The 17,102-nt window shown below is 68.4% G+C and carries 16 protein-coding genes; 8 read left to right on the top strand and 8 right to left on the bottom strand.

The features are described 5' to 3' along the window. Positions 1-59 precede the first annotated feature (59 nt). Positions 60-992, top strand: coding sequence for a LysR family transcriptional regulator (locus BW981_RS04670; RefSeq protein WP_076436867.1), 933 nt, complete (start codon positions 60-62; stop codon positions 990-992). Positions 993-1,005: 13 nt separating this feature from the next. Here the strand turns inward: BW981_RS04670 and BW981_RS04665 are convergent, their stop codons facing one another. Then, positions 1,006-2,766 carry an ABC transporter permease gene (locus BW981_RS04665; protein WP_244560210.1) on the bottom strand — a complete coding sequence of 587 codons (1,761 nt, stop codon included), beginning with the start codon at positions 2,764-2,766 and terminating at the stop codon, positions 1,006-1,008. Positions 2,767-2,797: 31 nt separating this feature from the next. After that, a complete protein-coding gene (locus BW981_RS04660; protein ID WP_244560226.1) occupies positions 2,798-3,751 on the bottom strand; it encodes an ABC transporter substrate-binding protein in 954 nt (317 codons plus the stop codon). A gap of 280 nt (positions 3,752-4,031) precedes the next feature. Between BW981_RS04660 and tal the strand changes: the two genes are divergently transcribed. Both tal and BW981_RS04650 read left to right on the top strand, forming a co-directional pair. Further along, positions 4,032-4,985, top strand: coding sequence for a transaldolase (gene tal / locus BW981_RS04655; RefSeq protein WP_076436557.1), 954 nt, complete (start codon positions 4,032-4,034; stop codon positions 4,983-4,985). Positions 4,986-5,118: 133 nt separating this feature from the next. Further along, a complete protein-coding gene (locus BW981_RS04650; protein WP_076436555.1) occupies positions 5,119-5,721 on the top strand; it encodes an HdeD family acid-resistance protein in 603 nt (200 codons plus the stop codon). A gap of 2 nt (positions 5,722-5,723) precedes the next feature. Here the strand turns inward: BW981_RS04650 and BW981_RS04645 are convergent, their stop codons facing one another. The 5 genes from BW981_RS04645 to BW981_RS04625 all read right to left on the bottom strand — a co-directional run bounded on the left by BW981_RS04645 (position 5,724) and on the right by BW981_RS04625 (position 12,341). Next, positions 5,724-6,254, bottom strand: coding sequence for a hypothetical protein (locus BW981_RS04645; RefSeq protein ID WP_139333607.1), 531 nt, complete (start codon positions 6,252-6,254; stop codon positions 5,724-5,726). 95 nt (positions 6,255-6,349) lie between these two features. Beyond that, positions 6,350-8,026: a thiamine pyrophosphate-binding protein gene (locus tag BW981_RS04640; RefSeq protein ID WP_076436551.1), complete on the bottom strand. Its 1,677-nt coding sequence runs from the start codon at positions 8,024-8,026 to the stop codon at positions 6,350-6,352. A gap of 118 nt (positions 8,027-8,144) precedes the next feature. Beyond that, positions 8,145-9,332 (bottom strand): CaiB/BaiF CoA transferase family protein, encoded by a 1,188-nt coding sequence (locus BW981_RS04635; protein ID WP_076436549.1) that lies wholly within the window; start codon positions 9,330-9,332, stop codon positions 8,145-8,147. Positions 9,333-9,474: 142 nt separating this feature from the next. Beyond that, a complete protein-coding gene (locus BW981_RS04630; RefSeq protein WP_139333606.1) occupies positions 9,475-10,671 on the bottom strand; it encodes an acyl-CoA dehydrogenase in 1,197 nt (398 codons plus the stop codon). Positions 10,672-10,820: 149 nt separating this feature from the next. Next, positions 10,821-12,341, bottom strand: coding sequence for an L-piperidine-6-carboxylate dehydrogenase (locus BW981_RS04625; RefSeq protein ID WP_076436546.1), 1,521 nt, complete (start codon positions 12,339-12,341; stop codon positions 10,821-10,823). 238 nt (positions 12,342-12,579) lie between these two features. Here BW981_RS04625 and BW981_RS04620 point away from each other — a divergent pair, with 238 nt between their 5' ends. The 3 genes from BW981_RS04620 to BW981_RS04610 all read left to right on the top strand — a co-directional run bounded on the left by BW981_RS04620 (position 12,580) and on the right by BW981_RS04610 (position 15,307). Continuing rightward, complete coding sequence (locus tag BW981_RS04620; protein WP_076436544.1) at positions 12,580-13,494, top strand: LysR family transcriptional regulator; 915 nt, start codon at positions 12,580-12,582, stop codon at positions 13,492-13,494. A 70-nt stretch (positions 13,495-13,564) separates the two neighbouring features. Continuing rightward, the gene (locus tag BW981_RS04615; RefSeq protein ID WP_076436543.1) at positions 13,565-14,788 is read left to right on the top strand and encodes an NAD(P)/FAD-dependent oxidoreductase; all 1,224 of its coding nucleotides are present in this window, start codon (positions 13,565-13,567) and stop codon (positions 14,786-14,788) included. Between the two features lie 12 nt (positions 14,789-14,800). Continuing rightward, positions 14,801-15,307, top strand: coding sequence for a DinB family protein (locus tag BW981_RS04610; RefSeq protein WP_076436541.1), 507 nt, complete (start codon positions 14,801-14,803; stop codon positions 15,305-15,307). A gap of 20 nt (positions 15,308-15,327) precedes the next feature. Here the strand turns inward: BW981_RS04610 and BW981_RS04605 are convergent, their stop codons facing one another. Then, a complete protein-coding gene (locus tag BW981_RS04605; protein ID WP_076436539.1) occupies positions 15,328-15,840 on the bottom strand; it encodes a hypothetical protein in 513 nt (170 codons plus the stop codon). A gap of 155 nt (positions 15,841-15,995) precedes the next feature. Between BW981_RS04605 and BW981_RS04600 the strand changes: the two genes are divergently transcribed. Both BW981_RS04600 and BW981_RS04595 read left to right on the top strand, forming a co-directional pair. Further along, on the top strand, positions 15,996-16,562 hold the full coding sequence (locus BW981_RS04600) for a chromate transporter (protein ID WP_076436537.1): 567 nt from the start codon (positions 15,996-15,998) through the stop codon (positions 16,560-16,562). After that, a complete protein-coding gene (locus BW981_RS04595; protein WP_076436536.1) occupies positions 16,562-17,101 on the top strand; it encodes a chromate transporter in 540 nt (179 codons plus the stop codon). Before BW981_RS04600 ends, BW981_RS04595 begins: the two co-directional genes overlap by 1 nt. Position 17,102: the final 1 nt, after the last annotated feature.

The raw sequence follows: 17,102 nt of genomic DNA, 5'->3' as shown, positions 1-17,102 counted from the left end.
CGCACGGCTATAGCGGTCGGCTAGTGCTCGTCGTGCGAAAAAGCGAATATAGGGAGGGCCTGTTGGAGCGGTTCGACTGGGACGACCTGCGCTTCTTCCTCGCCGTGGCTCGCTCGGGCCGGTTGACGGCGGCCGCCCGCCGCCTCGGTGCCGACCACGCCACGGTGTCCCGCCGCATCACTGCGCTGGAGGAGGCGCTGAAGGCGAAGCTCTTCGAGCGCCGGCCGCAGGGTTACACCCTGACGGCCCATGGCGAGCGCCTGCTGGCGAAGGCGGAAAGCATGGAAACCGAGGCGCTGGCGATCCAGAGCGATATCGGCGGGGCCGACATGGCGCTGTCGGGCACGGTCAGGATCGGCGCGCCCGATGGCTTCGGCACAGCCTTCCTGGCGCCGCGCCTGGCCAAGTTCGCCAGCGCCTATCCGGGGCTGGAAATCCAGCTCATCGCCATGCCGCGCCTGCTCTCGCTCTCGAAGCGCGAAGCCGATGTCGCGATCACGCTGGCGCCGCCGAAGGAAGGCAAGGTGGTCGCGCGCAAGCTCGCCGATTATCGCCTGGGCCTGTATGCGGCGCCCGGCTATCTCTCGCAGATGCCGCCGGTGACGGGCCCCGAGGACCTCTTCGGGCACCGCATCATCGGCTATATCGACGACCTGATCTTTTCGCCTGAGCTCGATTATCTCGACGAGGTCGCCAAGGGCCTGCGGGCGCATCTGCAGAGTTCCAGCGTCATCGCCCAGATGAACGCGGTGGTCGCCGGCGCCGGTATCGGCGTGATCCACCATTTCATGGCGGAGGGCGATCCGCGGCTCGTGCCGGTGCTGCCGGAGAGCGTCCAGATCACCCGCTCCTTCTGGCTGCTGGTGCATGCCGATCTGAAGGATGTGGCGCGCGTGCGAGCCAGCGTCGACTTCATCGTCAGGGAGGCGAAGGCGGCCCGGGCCCTGCTGATGGGCGAGGCGCGTCCGGAAGCCCGCTCCGGCGCCCCATAGCCCGAAGGCCGCGTCAGATCCGCCAGGGCAGGACGTTGGCGGTCAGGCGCCGTCCGAGCAGGTCGAGGCCGAGCATCGCCACGAGGATCACGGCGATGGCGCTGATCGCGACGGCCGCGGCCTCGCCCGCGAGGCCCGCTTCCTTGAGGCTGAAGAGCACGACGCCCAGTGTCTCGGTGCCCGACGACCAGAGCAGCGCCGAGACGGTGAGCTCGTTGAAGGCGACGAGGAAGACCATCAGCGCCGAGATCGCCGCCGCCGGCGCCAGGAGCGGCGCCACGATGAAGCGCAGCATCTGCCAGGTGCCCGCGCCATCGAGCCGCGCTGCCTCCTCGTGATGCGCCTCGATCTGCGCCATCGCCGCCACCGGCGCCTTCAGCGCCAGCGGCAGGAAGCGGGCGAGATAGGCGAAGAGGATGATGAAGGGCGTGCCGTAGATGCTGACGCCGATGAGCGGCAGGGGCTTGAGGAACAGCAGGATGCAGGCGATCGCCAGCACGATGCCGGGCAGCGCATAGGGCAGCTCGACCACGAGCTCGACCACCCGCCGCAGCTTGCCGAGCCGGCGCTCCAGCCCAAAGGCGAAGGCGATCGAGCCGAGCGCCAGCACGATCCCGGCGATGGCCGCGAAGGCGAAGGAATTGCGGAACGCCCGCACCGTCGCGCTTTGCCGCAGCAGCACCTCGGCGAACTTGTCGAGCGTCAGGCTCTGCCAGGAGAGCGGCACGCCGAGTGCCGGTGTCAGCGCTTCTGCGAGCAGCGCCAGCAGAGGCAGGCCGAGCTTGAGCAGCAGCACCGCCCACAGCCCCGCCGCGACGAAGGCACGCGCCCGCCCCAGCCGCCAAAAGGGTTCGAGCGGGCGCTCGATCTCGACCCTGCCGCCCTGGCGGCGGGTCAATGCCATGCCGGCCAGGATGCCGAAGGTCGCGACGAGCCCGACCAGCACGGCGAGAGCCGCGACGTCCGGCAGGCTCTCCGGCCCGAAACTCGACAGGCGGCGATAGATCAGCGTCGGCAGCGTCAGATAATTGACAGGCAGTCCGAGCAGCGCGGGAATGCCGAAATTGCCGATGCCGGCGACGAAGGCAACCAGCGCAGCCGCCGCGAGCTGGGGGCGCAGCACCGGCAGGAGAATCCGGGCGGTGATGGTGGCGGGGCCGGCGCCTTCCATCTGCGCCGCCTCCACCAGCGAATGCGGGATGCTGCGCAGGCCGCTCCAGACCGTCATCGCGACGAGCGGGGCGTGGTGCAGCGCCATGACCAGAATGATGCCGCCGCGCCCGAGCAGCGGGTTGGGCGTGCCAGGCGCGGGCGCGAGCCCGAGCAGCGCGAGCAGTTGGGAATTCGGGGCGAGCAAGCTGAGGAAGGCCAGCGCCGCGACCTGCGGCGCGATCATCATCGAGAACACGAAGCCGAAGGCCAGCGGCCGCCGTCCGCGCAGATCGGTGACGCCGAGCGCGAGCGCCACCAGTGTGCCCAAGGCCAGCGCCCCGAGGGTCGAGAAGAAGGCTGTATCGAAGCTGTGCAGCGTCGCGGCCACGGCCGAGCGGCTCGTGATCGTCTCCAGCGCCGCCTCGGGCGCAAAACGGCCGCCCGGCATCAGCGCCGCCAGCAGGAGCCGCAGGACCGGCAGGGCACCGAACAGCAATGCCGCGAGAATGATCAGCGCCGGCAGGAACGGTGCTCGCGGGGCCCGCCAGGCCGCGCCTCGGCGCCGCAGCGCCAGGCCGGACGCGCCATGGAGCTTCCGGGGCAGGCCGACGGCCAGCGTCACCGCGCCGGCATCCTTGCCGAACGCGCGCGGCTCACTCGAAGATGCCGCTGAAGCGCTTGCGGGCCGCGGCCGAGTCCTCCAGCGCCTTGGCGGCGTCGAAGGCCATCAGCTTGATCTCGCTGCGGGCCGGGTAGCCCGCCGGCAGCGCGACGCTGGCGAGCGCCGGTACATAGCCCTGCTTTGCGGCGACCTCCTGCCCGTCCTTCGACAGCAGGAAATCGATGAAGGCCTGCGCGGCGGCCGGGTTCCGGGTCCCCTTCAGGATGGCGACGGGTTCGCTCACGGCCGAGACGCCCTCGCTCGGGAAGACGAACTCGACCGGGGCGCCCTTGGCCTTCTCGCGGATCGGCATGAAGTCCACGATCATGCCGTAGAGCTTCTCGCCTGTGGCGACCTGGCGCAGGATGTCGCCATTGGCGCCGGCGGCGAGCGCGCCGTTCTCCTTCAGCTTCTCGTAATAGCCCCAGCCGTCCTTGATGTTGCCCGTCAGCGTCATGGTATGGATCAGGGCTGCGCCGGAGTTCAGCGGGCTCGGCATGGCGACGAGGTTCTTGGCTTCCGCCTTCGTCAGGTCGAGCCAGCTCGTCGGCTTCAGCGGCGCCTTGGTGTTGTAGACGATGCCGGTCGTGATCAGCTTGGTCGCGAACCAGCTCTTGGCCGGGTCATGGATGCCGGCCGGATAGGCGGAGACGTCGGCCTTCTCGTAGGCCTCGAGCCGGCCTTCCTTCTTGAGCCCTTCCATCGTCACCGAATCGGCGATCAGCAGCAGGTCTGCCTGCGGCGCGCCGGCCTCGAATTCGGCTCTGAGCTTGGCCAGGATGCGCGGCGTGCCGTCGCGCACGAAGGAGATGTCGACCTTCGGATATTTCGCCTTGAAGGCATCGACCGTCTGCTGGGCGTCGGTATTGGGCTGGCTGGTGTAGAGCACGAGCTTGCCTTCGGCGCCCTGCGCCCGGGCCGCCGTTGCCGTCGCAAGGGCGAGCATCAGCGCCGCGCCGAGGACCTTGCTGAGCATCTCGTCTCTCCGTCGAAGGGTCTGTGTCAGGATCGGGTGCCGGTAGTCCTCGTATACGACAGTTCGATGAAAGCGCTGTCGCAAACGTGCCACCCCGGCATGCCATCAATGCGTTCGGCCCGGGGCGCCTGCATGGGCGCCTTGCTCGATCAGGCTCGCAATGACGCGCCGGAGGGGCCACATTGCCGGGGAAGGCCTGGCCGTGCATGACAGCGCGAGTCCGCGCCGCAGAAAGGGACCCTAGCAGACCATGGCCTCAAAACTCGACCAGCTCCGCGAGATGACCACTGTCGTCGCCGACACCGGCGACATCGAGGCCGTGCGCCGTCTCAAGCCGGTGGATTGCACCACCAACCCGACCCTGATCTTCAAGGCGGTCGAGACGCCGGCCTATGCCCATCTCGTCGACGAGGCCATCGGCTGGGGCAAGAAGCAGGGTGGCGGCGAGAAGGCCGTGCAGGCCGTCTGCGATCGGCTCGCGGTCAATTTCGGCGCCGAGCTGACGAAGATCGTGCCCGGCCGGGTCTCGACCGAGGTCGATGCCGACCTCTCCTTCGACGGCAAGGCGACCCTCGACAAAGCCCGCGCCATCATCGCCGCCTACAAGGAGCGCGGCGTCGAGCGCGACCGCATCCTGGTCAAGATCGCCTCGACCTGGGAGGGGCTGCAGGCCGCCAAGATGCTGCAGGCCGAGGGCATCGACTGCAACCTGACGCTGCTTTTCGCCCTGCCGCAGGCTGTCGCGGCCGCAGACGCAAGGGCCTTCCTGATCTCGCCCTTCGTCGGGCGCATCCTCGACTGGCACGTCAAGGCCGGGACCGGCCCCTACACGGCCGAAACCGACCCGGGCGTCATCTCGGTCCGCAGCATCTACGCCTATTACAAGACCTACGGCATCGACACGGTGGTGATGGGCGCGTCCTTCCGCAACACCGGGGAAATCGAGGCTCTGGCCGGTTGCGACCGGCTGACCATCGGCCCCGGCCTGCTCGACGAGCTCGCCGGCGCCACGGGCGACCTGCCGCGCAAGCTCAAGCCCGATGCGCCGGGCGAGGCGCCGGCGAAGCTCGACCTCGACGAGAAGGCCTTCCGCTTCGCCATGAACGAGGATGCGATGGCGACCGAGAAGCTGGCGGAGGGCATTCGCGGCTTCGTCAAGGATCTGCGCAGCCTTCGCAAGCTCGTGGCCGAAAAGCTCGGCTGAGCGGCGCGAGCGGCCGGCGCGACCGACTGACGCGCCGGCTCATCCCCCGGCTTGATTGACGAAAATCCGCTGGGGGGCTCTGATACAGGAGAGGCGGCTGCGGCTGTCGCGGCGGCCTCGCGGAGTTGGTCGCATGAGCACGTCCTCGCAAGCTTCACCGTCCGTCGCCCCCTCGCTCGGCACGCACCTCGTTCCACTCCGGCGCAGCTGGGGCTGGCTGATGGCTGCGGGCATCGCGCTCATCGTTCTCGGCATGGCGGGGCTCGGTGCGGTCGCGCTGCTCAGCCTCGCCAGCGCGATCTGGTTCGGGGCGATGATCTTCGTCGGCGGCATCGTCGTGCTGGCCGACGCCTTCCGCCATCAGGGCTGGAAGAGCCGCACGATGCATCTCGTCATCGGTGTGCTGTATCTCGCCATCGGCGTCGTCACCTTCGTCAATCCGCTGGTGGCGACGGCCTCGCTCACGCTGCTGATCGGCTGCGGGCTCGTGGCGACCGGGCTGCTGCGCCTCTTCGTCGCCTTCCAGAACCGGCAACTGCCGTTCTGGGGCTGGGTCGCGTTCTCGGGGCTTCTGACCCTGGTGCTCGGCGGGCTGATCATCATGCAATGGCCGGCATCGAGCCTGTGGGTGCTCGGCACCTTCCTCGCCATCGAGCTGATCTTCCAGGGCTGGGGCACGATCGCCCTTGCTCTGGCGATTCGCTCGACCTTCGACGGCGTGCGCGCCAAAGCCTGACCTTAGCGGGTTGCGGTCTCGATCGGCTCCGGTGTTGTGCCGCCGAGCGAGGCCGTCGCCGCCCGGGACGGCGCCCCGTCGCGGAAGAAGGACCTGCCGCCGGCTGCAGCGGCCTGCAACTGACCCTTCCAGCCCTTGTCGCCCGCCTTGCCGCCGAGCGCGGCGAAATCGGCCTTCGTTGACATGTCCGCGTCGCGCCCCCGATAGACCATGACGCCGCCGGCCGTGACGACGATATCGCCGCGCCGCAGCGTCGGATCCTTCAGATACCAGTTCGGGTCCTGGGACGGATCGAGCTGGACGACCGGAGGCGAGGGCCGGCTTGAAACCTCGGGATAGGACTGCCGCTTCGGCTTCACCGTCACGCTGAGCGGATCGTAAGTCTCAATCGGCGCGACCGCGACCGCGCGCCGCGGCGCCCCGAAAAAGGCCCGCGCGAAATCGTCGAAGATGTTCGCCGCCTGCACCTGCGATGCGCCCAGCAGGATCATTCCAGCGGCGATCCCCCAGCGTGCCGAACCCTTGCGAACCATGTCACGATCTCCTGCCCGTTCTCGCGAGGACAACGAGCGATGGTCGCGAAAGGTTCGTGACAGGTTCAGCGCTGGGTTAACTTTTTTGCAGCCGCTCAGTCCTTGCCCTGGGCGGCGTAGGCTTCCGCGCGGATCGTCGAGAGCGACTTCGCCGGCGTGATCGCTTCCGGGTCGAGCAGGCAGTGAATGATCGCCGGCTTGCCGGAGGCAACGGCCCGCTCGAAGGCGGGAGCGAACTCCTCGGTGGTCTCCACCCGCTCGCCATGGCCGCCGAAGGCGGTGGCATAGGCGGCGAAGTCCGGGTTCTTCAGCGTCGTCGCCGAAATGCGACCCGGATAATGCCGCTCCTGGTGCATGCGGATGGTGCCGTACATGCCGTTGTCGACCACGATCACGATCACGCCGAGGTCGTATTGCACGGCCGTCGCGAAATCCTGCCCGTTCATCAGGAAGCAGCCGTCGCCGGCGAAGGCGATGACCGTCCGCTCCGGGAAGAGCCGCTTGGCGCCGATGGCCGCCGGCACGCCATAGCCCATCGAGCCGGAGGTCGGGGCGAGCTGCGTCGCGAACTTGTTGAAGCGGTGGAAGCGATGCACCCAGGTCGCGTAATTGCCGGCACCGTTGCAGAGAATCGCGTCCTCCGGAAGCCGGCTGCGCAGCCAGCGCACCATCTCGCCGGGGTGGAAGCTGCCGGCGACGGGGGCGGGCTGGTTGCTCCAGGCGAGATAGGCGTCGTGCGCCTCGGCGCCGGCGCCGGCCCATGGGATCTGCTGCGGCGGATGCACGGTTTCGAGCGCGGCGCAGAAGGCGGTCGGCGAGGCGTTGATGGCCAGCGTCGGGCGGTAGACCCGGCCGAGCTCCTCCGGGTCCGGATGGACATGGACAAGCGGCCGGCCGGGATTGGGAATGCCGAACAGCGTATAGGACTGGCTCGGCATCTCAGAGAGGCGCCCGCCCACGAGCAGGACGAGATCGCTCTCCTGGATGCGCGCCAGCAACTTCGGGTTGGGTCCGATGCCGAGATCGCCGGCGAAGTTCGGATGATCGGCCGGGAACAGCATCTGCCGGCGGAACGAGACCGCGACAGGCAGGTCGAAGCGCTCGGCAAAGCGCTGGAAGCGCTCGATCGCCTGCGGGTTCCAGCGCGAGCCGCCGAGGATCGCGACCGGCTTCTTCGCCGCCCAGAGCCGCTTCTGCAGATCGATGGTCTGGAGCAGGGACGGGTGCGTCTCCGTGACCTGATAGGGCTCGGCATCCGCCACATCGGCGAGGTCGGTCAGCACGTCCTCGGGCAGCGCGATCACGACCGGGCCGGGACGGCCCGAGGTGGCGACATGGAAGGCGCGGCTGATGATCTCGGGGATGCGGGCGGCGTCGTCGATCTCCGTCGCCCATTTCGTCATGCTGCCGAAGACGGCGCGGTAGTCGAGCTCCTGGAAGGCTTCGCGCTCGCGCATGCCGCGCTCGATCTGCCCGACGAACAGGATCAGCGGGGTCGAATCCTGGTCGGCGATGTGGATGCCGGGCGAGGCGTTGGTGGCGCCGGGCCCGCGCGTGACGAAGCAGATGCCAGGCTTGCCGGTGAGCTTGCCGGCCGCTTCCGCCATCATGCAGGCGCCGCCCTCGGCCCGGCAGATCGTCACCTTCATCGAGGCGTCGTGCAGCGCGTCGAGCACGGCAAGATAGCTCTCGCCGGGCACGCAGAAGGCGTCAGTGGCGCCGTGGAGGATGAGCTGATCGACGAGAATCTGCCCGCCGGTGCGATTGGCCATCGTTCTGTTTTCCTCTGCCCTTGCCGTCATTGCGAGGAGCGCAGCGACGAAGCAATCCACGGGACACAGAGCGCTGCCGCCCTGGATTGCTTCGCTGCGCTCGCAATGAGGGCGGATGTCATCGCGCCGGCCCGCCCCAGGCCGGGTCGTTCAGGATTTCGTCTTCATGCTCGCCGAGGCGCGGGCTCGGGCGCCCTGCCACCTGCCGCACGCCGTCCATGACGATCGGCGAGGCGATGGTCGGAACCGTACCCGCCTTCGCCGCCTCGTGGGGCAGGTCGACCTTGACGCCGCGCGCCACCACCTGCGGATCGGCGAAGACCTCCCCGATATCGTTGATCGGCCCGGCGGGAACGCCGACCCTTTCCAGGGCTGCCAGCAGATCGCGCTTGGCATGCCGCCGGCAGAGCCCGTGCAGCTGTTCCGTCAAGGCGATGCGATTTGCCACGCGCGAGCGGTTGTCGAAGTAGTGCGGATGTTCGGCGAGCCCCGGCTCGCCCAGCACCTCGCAGAGCTTGCGCCACTGCCCGTCATTGCCCGTGGCGATGATGATATGCCCGTCGGCGACCGGAAACACATCATAGGGCACGATGTTGGGATGCGCATTGCCGAGCCGCGCCGGAGGCTGGCCGCCGACCAGATAGTTCATCGCCTGGTTGCCGAGCACGGCGATCTGCGTATCGAGCAGCGCCATGTCGAGGCTCGCGCCTTCTCCGGTCTGGTCGCGGCGGCGCAGGGCCGCCAGGATGCCGGTCGAGGCATAGAGGCCGGTGAAGATGTCGGCGACCGCGTAGCCCGCCTTCATCGGCGCGCCCTCCGGCTCCCCGGTGACCGACATCGGCCCGCCCATGCCCTGGACCAGGAAGTCGTAGCCGGCGCGCGGCGCATAGGGGCCGTCCTGCCCGAAGCCGGTGACAGAGCAATAGATCAGGCGAGGAAACGTCTTGCGCAGCGAGACCGCGTCGAGCCCGTATTTGACGAGCCCACCGACCTTGAAATTCTCCACCACGACATCGGCATGGGCGGCGAGACGCCTGACCAGCGCCTGCCCTTCCTGGGTGCGGAAATCGGCCGTGATCGAGCGCTTGCCGCGATTGGCGGAGTGGAAATAGGCGGCCGAGAGGTTGTCCCCGTCCACGCCCTCGATGAAGGGCGGGCCCCATTTGCGCGTGTCGTCGCCCTCCGGCGCCTCGACCTTGACGACATCGGCGCCAAGATCGGCCAGCAGCTGACCGATCCAGGGTCCGGCGAGGATGCGTGCCAGCTCGAGCACGCGCAGGCCTGCGAGGGGAGCGGTGGGGATCATCAGGCTCGATCCGTGCCGTCATCCCGGCCGGAGCGAAGCGGAGAGCCGGGATCCATGCCTGATCGCCAGTTGGCGATGCTCCGGAATGGATCCCGGGTCGACCTGCGGTCGCCCGGAATGACGTGGAGGGGGTGGGTAGGGCTCAGAAGAACGCCTGCAGCCCGGTGATCGCCCGGCCGAGGATCAGCGCATGGACGTCATGCGTGCCCTCATAGGTGTTCACCGTCTCGAGGTTCGCGGCGTGGCGCATCACCTGGTATTCGATCTGGATGCCGTTGCCGCCATGCATGTCGCGGGCCTGGCGAGCGATGTCGAGCGCCTTGCCGCAATTGTTGCGCTTCACGAGGCTGATCATTTCCGGGGCCATCCTGCCCTCGTCCATCAGCCGGCCGACGCGGAGCGAGCCCTGCAGCCCAAGCGTGATCTCGGTCAGCATGTCCGCCAGCTTCTTCTGGTAGAGCTGCGTCTGGGCCAGCGGCTTGTTGAACTGCTTGCGGTCGAGCCCGTACTGGCGCGCCCGGTGGAAGCAGTCTTCGGCGGCGCCCATCACGCCCCAGGAAATGCCGTAGCGGGCACGGTTGAGGCAGCCGAACGGGCCGGAGAGCCCCGAGACGTTCGGCAGCAGGTTGTCCTCCGGCACGATCACGCCATCCATGACGATTTCGCCGGTGATCGAGGCGCGCAACGAGAGCTTGCCCCCGATCTTCGGCGCGGAGAGGCCCTTCATGCCCTTTTCGAGGATGAAGCCGCGGATCTGGTTGTCATGCGCGGCCGACTTCGCCCAGACGACGAAGACGTCGGCGATCGGCGAGTTCGAGATCCACATCTTGGAGCCGGTCAGCCGGTAGCCGTCGGCGACCTTCTCGGCGCGGGTCTTCATGCCGCCGGGGTCCGAGCCGGCATCCGGCTCGGTCAGGCCGAAGCAGCCGACATATTCGCCCGAGGCCAGCTTCGGCAGGTACTTCTGGCGCTGCTCTTCGCTGCCATAGGCGAAGATCGGATACATCACGAGCGAGGACTGGACGCTCATCATCGAACGGTAGCCCGAATCGACGCGCTCCACCTCGCGGGCAACGAGCCCGTAGGAGACGTAGTTGGCGCCAGCGCAGCCATACTCCTCGGGAACGGTCACGCCGAGCAGCCCGAGCGCGCCCATCTCGTTGAAGATCGAGCGATCCGTCTTCTCGTCGAGATAGGCGTCGTGGATTCGGGGTGCGAGCTTCTCCTGCGCGTAGTCGCGCGCCGTGTCGCGGATCAGCCGCTCGTCTTCGGTGAGCTGCTCGTCGAGCAGGAAGGCATCGTCCCAGGTGAATTTCGCGAGCTTGTGGCTGCCGGCCATGTCTGGTCTCTCCCTTGAACCTGTTGGCGGCGTCATCCCGGGCGACCGGAGGGAGAGCCGGGATCCATGCCGGACGGTTCAGGCATGGATCCCGGCTCTGCGCTTCGCTCCGGCCGGGATGACGACGCGGATGTTGTAAAGCCTGCCGATCACGCATCCACGTCGAAGCTGACGCCCTGCGCCAGCGGCAGCGTGGTGCCGTAGTTCAGCGTGTTGGTGGCGCGGCGCATATACGCCTTCCAGGCATCGGAGCCGGCCTCGCGGCCGCCGCCGGTCTCTTTCTCGCCGCCGAAGGCCCCGCCGATCTCGGCGCCGGACGGGCCGATATTGACGTTGGCGATTCCGCAATCGGAGCCCTCGTCGGAAACGAACACCTCGGCCTCGCGCATGTTCAGCGTGAAGATCGAGGAGGAGAGGCCGGCGCCCACCGCGTTCTGCATCGCGATCGCCTCGTCCAGCGTCTTGTACTTCATCACATAGAGGATCGGCGCGAAGGTCTCGCGCTCGACCGGGCCGCACTGACTCGGCATCTCGACCAGCGCCGGGCGGACATAGAAGCCGCCGGAACCGACATCGACCTTGTCGCCGCCATGGACAGTGCCGCCCTCGGCCTTGGCCTCGGAAAGTGCCTTCTGCATGCCCTGATAGGCGGCCTCGTCGACCAGCGGGCCGACCAGCACGCCCGCCGCGCGCGGATCACCGATCTTGACGCTGGCATAGACCTTCGCAAGCTTCGGCACGAGCTGGTCGTAGACGCTTTCATGCACGATCAGCCGGCGCAGCGTGGTGCAGCGCTGGCCGGCGGTGCCCATCGCCGCGAAGGCGATGCCACGCAGCGCGATGTCGAGATCGGCGGAGGGTGCGACGATCGCGGCATTGTTGCCGCCGAGTTCCAGGATGGCGCGGGCGAAGCGGGCGGCGAGCTTCTGGCCGACTTCCTTGCCCATGCGGGTCGAGCCGGTGGCGGAGACGACGGGCACACGGTGGTCCTGCACCAGGATGTCGCCGATCTCGCGGGCGCCGATCAGCACCTCGGAGAGGCCGGCGGGCGCTTCAGGCCCGAAGCGCTTCATCGCCTTCTCGACGATGGCCTGCACGGCGAGCGCGGTCAGCGGGGTCTTCTCGGACGGCTTCCAGACGACGCTGTCGCCGCAGACGAAGGCGAGCGCCGCGTTCCAGCACCAGACCGCGACCGGGAAGTTGAACGCCGAGATGACGCCGACGACGCCGATCGGGTGCCAGGTCTCCATCATCCGATGGTTCGGCCGTTCGGTCGCGATGGTGAGGCCGTAGAGCTGGCGCGACAGGCCGACCGCGAAATCGCAGATGTCGATCATCTCCTGGACCTCGCCGAGGCCCTCGGAAGTGACCTTGCCGGCTTCGAGCGTCACCAGCAGACCGAGATCGGCCTTCGCCGCCCGGAGCTCCTCGCCGAGCAGGCGCACGAACTCGCCGCGGCGCGGCGCCGGTATCTTGCGCCAGGCGAGATAGGCGGCCTGCGCCCGGCCGATGGCGGCATCGGCTTCCGCAGGAGTCGTCTCCCGCAGCGTCCCGACCGTCTCGCCGGTGATCGGCGAGCGCGCCGACAGCCCGGCCTGCGCATAGGCGGCGTCGGACACGCCGAGGCGCTTGAGCAGGGCGAGCGTGTCCTGGGGAAGGGAGGTGGTCATCTGCACTATCCTGATCGCCGGAAAACCACAGCCCTCATCCTGAGGAGCAAGCGCAGCTTGCGTCTTTGAAGGATGCTCCAGAACCGTCTGGACATTCTTCAAGACGCCGCGTGCCGCGGCTCCCCAGGATGAGGGCTCGTATCGGGGCGACAAACGATACCCCGACATCGCCTGACAATGCCCTCTTCCGCCCGCCGGGGGCAACCGATATGTTCTCACCACTTGGTGAATATTGCTCATGGATGACAGCCTTATCCCCGGCCGCCTCTCGGTGCCCTCGCTTTCGGCGCTCGCCGCCTTCGAGGCGGCGGCGCGCCATGGCAGCTTCACCCGCGCCGCGGAGGAGCTGAACCTCACGCAAGGAGCGATCAGCCGGCAGGTCGCCCAGCTCGAAAAGGGGCTCGGCGTCGCGCTGTTCGAGCGCGCGAAGAAGCGCGTCAGCCTGACGGCGGCCGGCGCCGCCTACGCCGCCGACATCCGCGACGGGCTTTCGCGCCTCGCGGCGGCGACGGTCTCGGCGATGGCGTTTCGCGGAGCGGCGGGCGTGCTCAACCTCGCCAGCCTGCCGACCTTCGGCACGCGCTGGCTGATCCCCCGCCTGCCGCGCTTCACCGAGGCGCATCCCGGCATCACCATCAACTTCGCCAGCAAGCTCGTGCCCTTCGATTTCGGCCGCGAACCGCTCGACGCCGCGATCCATTTCGGCGCGCCGATCTGGCCGGGCGCCAGGCTGCACCGGCTGATGGGGGAGGAGATCGTGCCGGTGGCCTCACCGGCGCTGGTCGCGCGCTTCGGCCTCGCCGAACCGGCCGACATGCTGAAGGTGCCGCTGCTGCAGCAATCGACGCGCCCGCGCGCCTGGGCGAACTGGCTCGAACGCCAGGGCCTGCCGCCGCAACGCGCCTTGATGGGCCCGCGCTTCGAGCAGTTCGCCATGGTGGCGCAGGCGGCGGTCGCGGGGCTCGGCCTTGCCATCGTGCCGCGCTTCCTTGTCGAGGAGGAGCTGCGCTCGGGGGCGCTGGTGATCCCGGTCGACCGGCCGGTCACGGGCGAGCAGGGCTACTATCTGGTCTATCCCGTGGAGAAGGCGGGCCTGCCGACCGTCACGGCCTTCCGCGACTGGCTGCTGGCCGAGTGCGGGCTTCGCCCCTGAGGCCACTCGACAAGCGCTCTCTCTCGCGTCATTCATGCGCCAAAGTCACCAACCGCTCCCGAGGCCACCCATGCCGCCCGTCTCCGAGACCGCCGACGTCGTCATCTGCGGCGGGGCCGCGATCGGCTCGTCGGTGGCCTATCACCTTGCCGCCGACCCGGGCTTCTCCGGCAAGGTCGTGGTGATCGAGAAGGACCCGACCTATCGCTACTCGGCTTCGGCGCTCTCGGCCGCCTCGATCCGCCAGCAGTTCTCCAGCGCTGTGAACATCCGCATCTCGCTGCATGGCATCGGGTTCCTGCGCAGCATCGGGGAACATCTCGCCGTCGATGGCGAGGTCCCGGCCATCGACCTGCACGAGGGCGGCTATCTCTATCTCGCCGATGCGGACGGCGCGAAAATACTCGAGGCCAACCAGCGACTTCAGCAGCAGGAGGGTGCGGACATCGCGCTTTATGCTGCAGATATGCTGCGCAGCAAATTCCCCTGGCTGAACACCGACGACCTTGCCTGCGGCACCTATGGCGTCAGCGGTGAAGGCTGGTTCGACGGCTGGGCGCTGCTGCAAGCCTTTCGCAAGAAGGCCCGCAGCCTCGGCGTCGACTATCGGCAGGGAGAGGTCATCAGCTACGTCACCGAAGGCGGCCGCGTCACGGCTGTCGAACTGGCCGACGGCAGCCGCATCGCCTGCGGGGCCGTGGTGAACGCGAGCGGCACCCATGGCGCCCGGCTGGCCGCCACCGCCGGCATCGACATCCCCGTGAAGTCGATGAAGCGCTACATCTTCACCTTCACCTGCAAGGGCGATGTCGGGAACTGCCCGCTGCTGATCGATACGACGGGCGCGTGGTGCCGGCCCGAGGGGCAGCGCACGGCCGAAGGGCAGCTCTTCATCGGATCCTGCTCGCCGCTGACGCCGGAGCAGGATGTCGAATGGGTCGAGACCGATCCGACCGTCGAGGATGTCGACTGGCCCTTCTTCGAGGAGGCGGTGTGGATGCCGCTCGCGCATCGCATCCCCGCCTTCGAGCAGATCAGGCCGGGCCGTGCCTGGGCCGGCCCCTACGATATGTGCGGGCTCGACCACAACGCCATCGTCGGCCCCGCGGTCGGCATGCCGAACCTCTATCTCGCCAACGGCTTCTCCGGCCATGGCCTGCAGCAATCTCCGGCCGTCGGGCGCGGGCTTGCCGAGCACATCGCGCATGGCGGCTATCGCTCGCTCGACCTTGCCGATCTCGGGCACGCGCGCATCCTGGCGGGGCGGCCGCTCGCGGAGGCCAACATCATCTGAGAGGAGCCGGCCATGGTCGATCCCGAATTCGTCCGCACCATGGCCCGCTACAATGCCTGGCAGAATGCGAGCCTGATGGCGGCGGCCGAGGCACTCGGCGACGAGGCCCGCAAGCTCGACCGGGGCGCCTTCTTCAGGTCGATCCACGGCACGTTCAACCATCTCCTCTGGGCGGACGAGGTCTGGCTGAGCCGCCTGACCGGCTCGGAAAAGCCTTCGGTCGGCGGGCGCGATTCAGCCAGCTATTTCGAGGGCTGGACCCATTTCTGTGCCCGCCGGCGCCAGCGCGATCAGGCGATCCTCGATTGGGCCGCGACGGTCGGCGCCGACTGGCTGCGCGGAACCCTGATCTGGTATTCCGGCTCGGCCGGTCGCGAGATCGGCAAGCCGCGGGGCTTCGTCATCGCTCATCTCTTCAACCATCAGGCGCATCACCGCGGGCAGATCCATGCGATGCTGACGGCAGCCGGTGCCAGGCCGGAGGACACCGATCTGTTCCTGGTCGACGAGCCGCGCTGACGCTGCTGCTCGGGGCGCCTCTAGCGCCGTTCCTCGCGCCGCGGCGGCTCCTTCCTCTCTCCCTCCTCGTCCTTTTCATCCAGCTCGGGCGAGACACTGGCCGTGGTGGACTGGCTGAGCCGCTGGAACAGCCCGAGCCCCACCAAAGCCAGGACGGCGATCGACATGAGCAGGCCGGGATAGACGATGTTGCCCATCGTCTCGCGCGAGGTCTTGGCGATCAGCACCAGCGACTCCAGCGAGAGCGCCACGATCATGATCGTCATGAACTTGGTCAGCGAGCCGCGCGCTTCCGAGGGGCGCCGCAACTCGCGATCGGAGACGACCTCCTCCTCGTAAAGGAACTTCCCCACATCGGCGACCGCGACCGCGATGATGATGAGCCCGATGCCGTCGAGCATCGTCTCCAGCGCCGCTTCGCCGGCGAGGAAGCTTGCGGCCGCGCGCCAGACGGCGACCCCGATCAGGGTGACGGAGGCGCAAAGCAGCGTGAGCGAAATCACGATGTAGAGGACGCGGCTGAACAGCGACATGATGTCTCTCAGGATGGGCTGACGGTAACGGTGCGGCAGCCTCCAGGGTTCCGTCCCGGTGGCCGTGCCTACCCGCGAGCAGCCATGCGGGGTACACCGTTGCGGAGGATGGCGGGCCATGGTCCAAGCGGCCGAGCCCATCGGACCTCCCGCCCATGCCCCAGATGCCGCAAGCCGCCCAGGCCGGGCCGCCTTCGTTGCCCGCTCTCTTCACCGGCTTTCTGAAGATCGGCCTGATGGGCTTCGGTGGCGTCGGGCCCATCGCGCGCCATATCATCGTCGCCGAGCGCGGCTGGCTGGATGATCGCGCCTATGCCGAGCTGATGGGCATCTGCCAGGCCTTGCCCGGTGCCAACACCGTCAATGCCGCCGTGGTGCTGGGCGACCGCTTCCGGGGAGTGCCCGGCGCGCTCGCCTGTGTCTTCGCGTTGATGGCGATGCCGCTGCTGTCGCTGGTGGCGCTTGCCAATATCTATGACGCCTTCTCCTCCCATCCGCTGACGCAGGTCGCACTGACGGGCGCCGCCGCCAGCGCCGCCGGCCTGATCCTCGGCACCGCCCTGCGGCTGATGAGCCGTGCCGGGCTCGCCCCCTGGGGCTGGGGGATGGCGGCCGCGGCCTTCCTCGCGGTCGGCGTGCTGCGGCTGCCGATGCTGCCCTCCTTGCTCGTGCTCGTGCCGCTCGGCCTGGCGGCGGCGACCTTTGCGGCGAGGCGCCGCTGATGCAGCGGGGCGTCTTCACCCAACTCGCCGTCACCTTCGGCACGATCTCCCTCATGGCGATCGGCGGCGCCAATGCGGTGGTGCCGGAGATACACCGGCAGGTCGTCGATCTTCTGGCCTGGATGGACGCGCCGACGTTCGCGCGGCTCTTCGCCATCGCCCAGACGGCGCCGGGCCCGAACGTCATGCTGGCCAGCATCATCGGCTGGCAGGTTGCCGGAACGCCGGGCCTGCTCGTGGCGACGCTGGCGATGCTGGTGCCGTCCTCGCTGCTGGCGCTCGCCTGCGGCCGGGGCTTGCGGCGCTGGAGCGACAATGGCGCAGTGAGGATCGTCACGCTGGCGCTGGTCCCCATCGCCCTCGGTCTGATGCTGGCGAGCGGCGCGGTCGCGACCCTGGCCGCCGATGCGGGCCTGTTCGGTTACGCGATCACGGCTGCGACCGCGCTCGTGACCTATCGCTCGAAGGTCAATCCGCTGGTGCCGATGGCCGTTGGGACGGCGGGCTATGTGCTGGTCTGGCTGGCAGGGCTGGCCTGAG

The organism is Allobosea sp. TND4EK4, assembly GCF_900156025.1.
Taxonomy (GTDB): Bacteria; Pseudomonadota; Alphaproteobacteria; order Rhizobiales; family Beijerinckiaceae; genus Allobosea.
The sequence above is the reverse complement of the archived record's forward strand: the minus strand, read 5'-3'. Positions and strand labels throughout refer to the sequence as shown.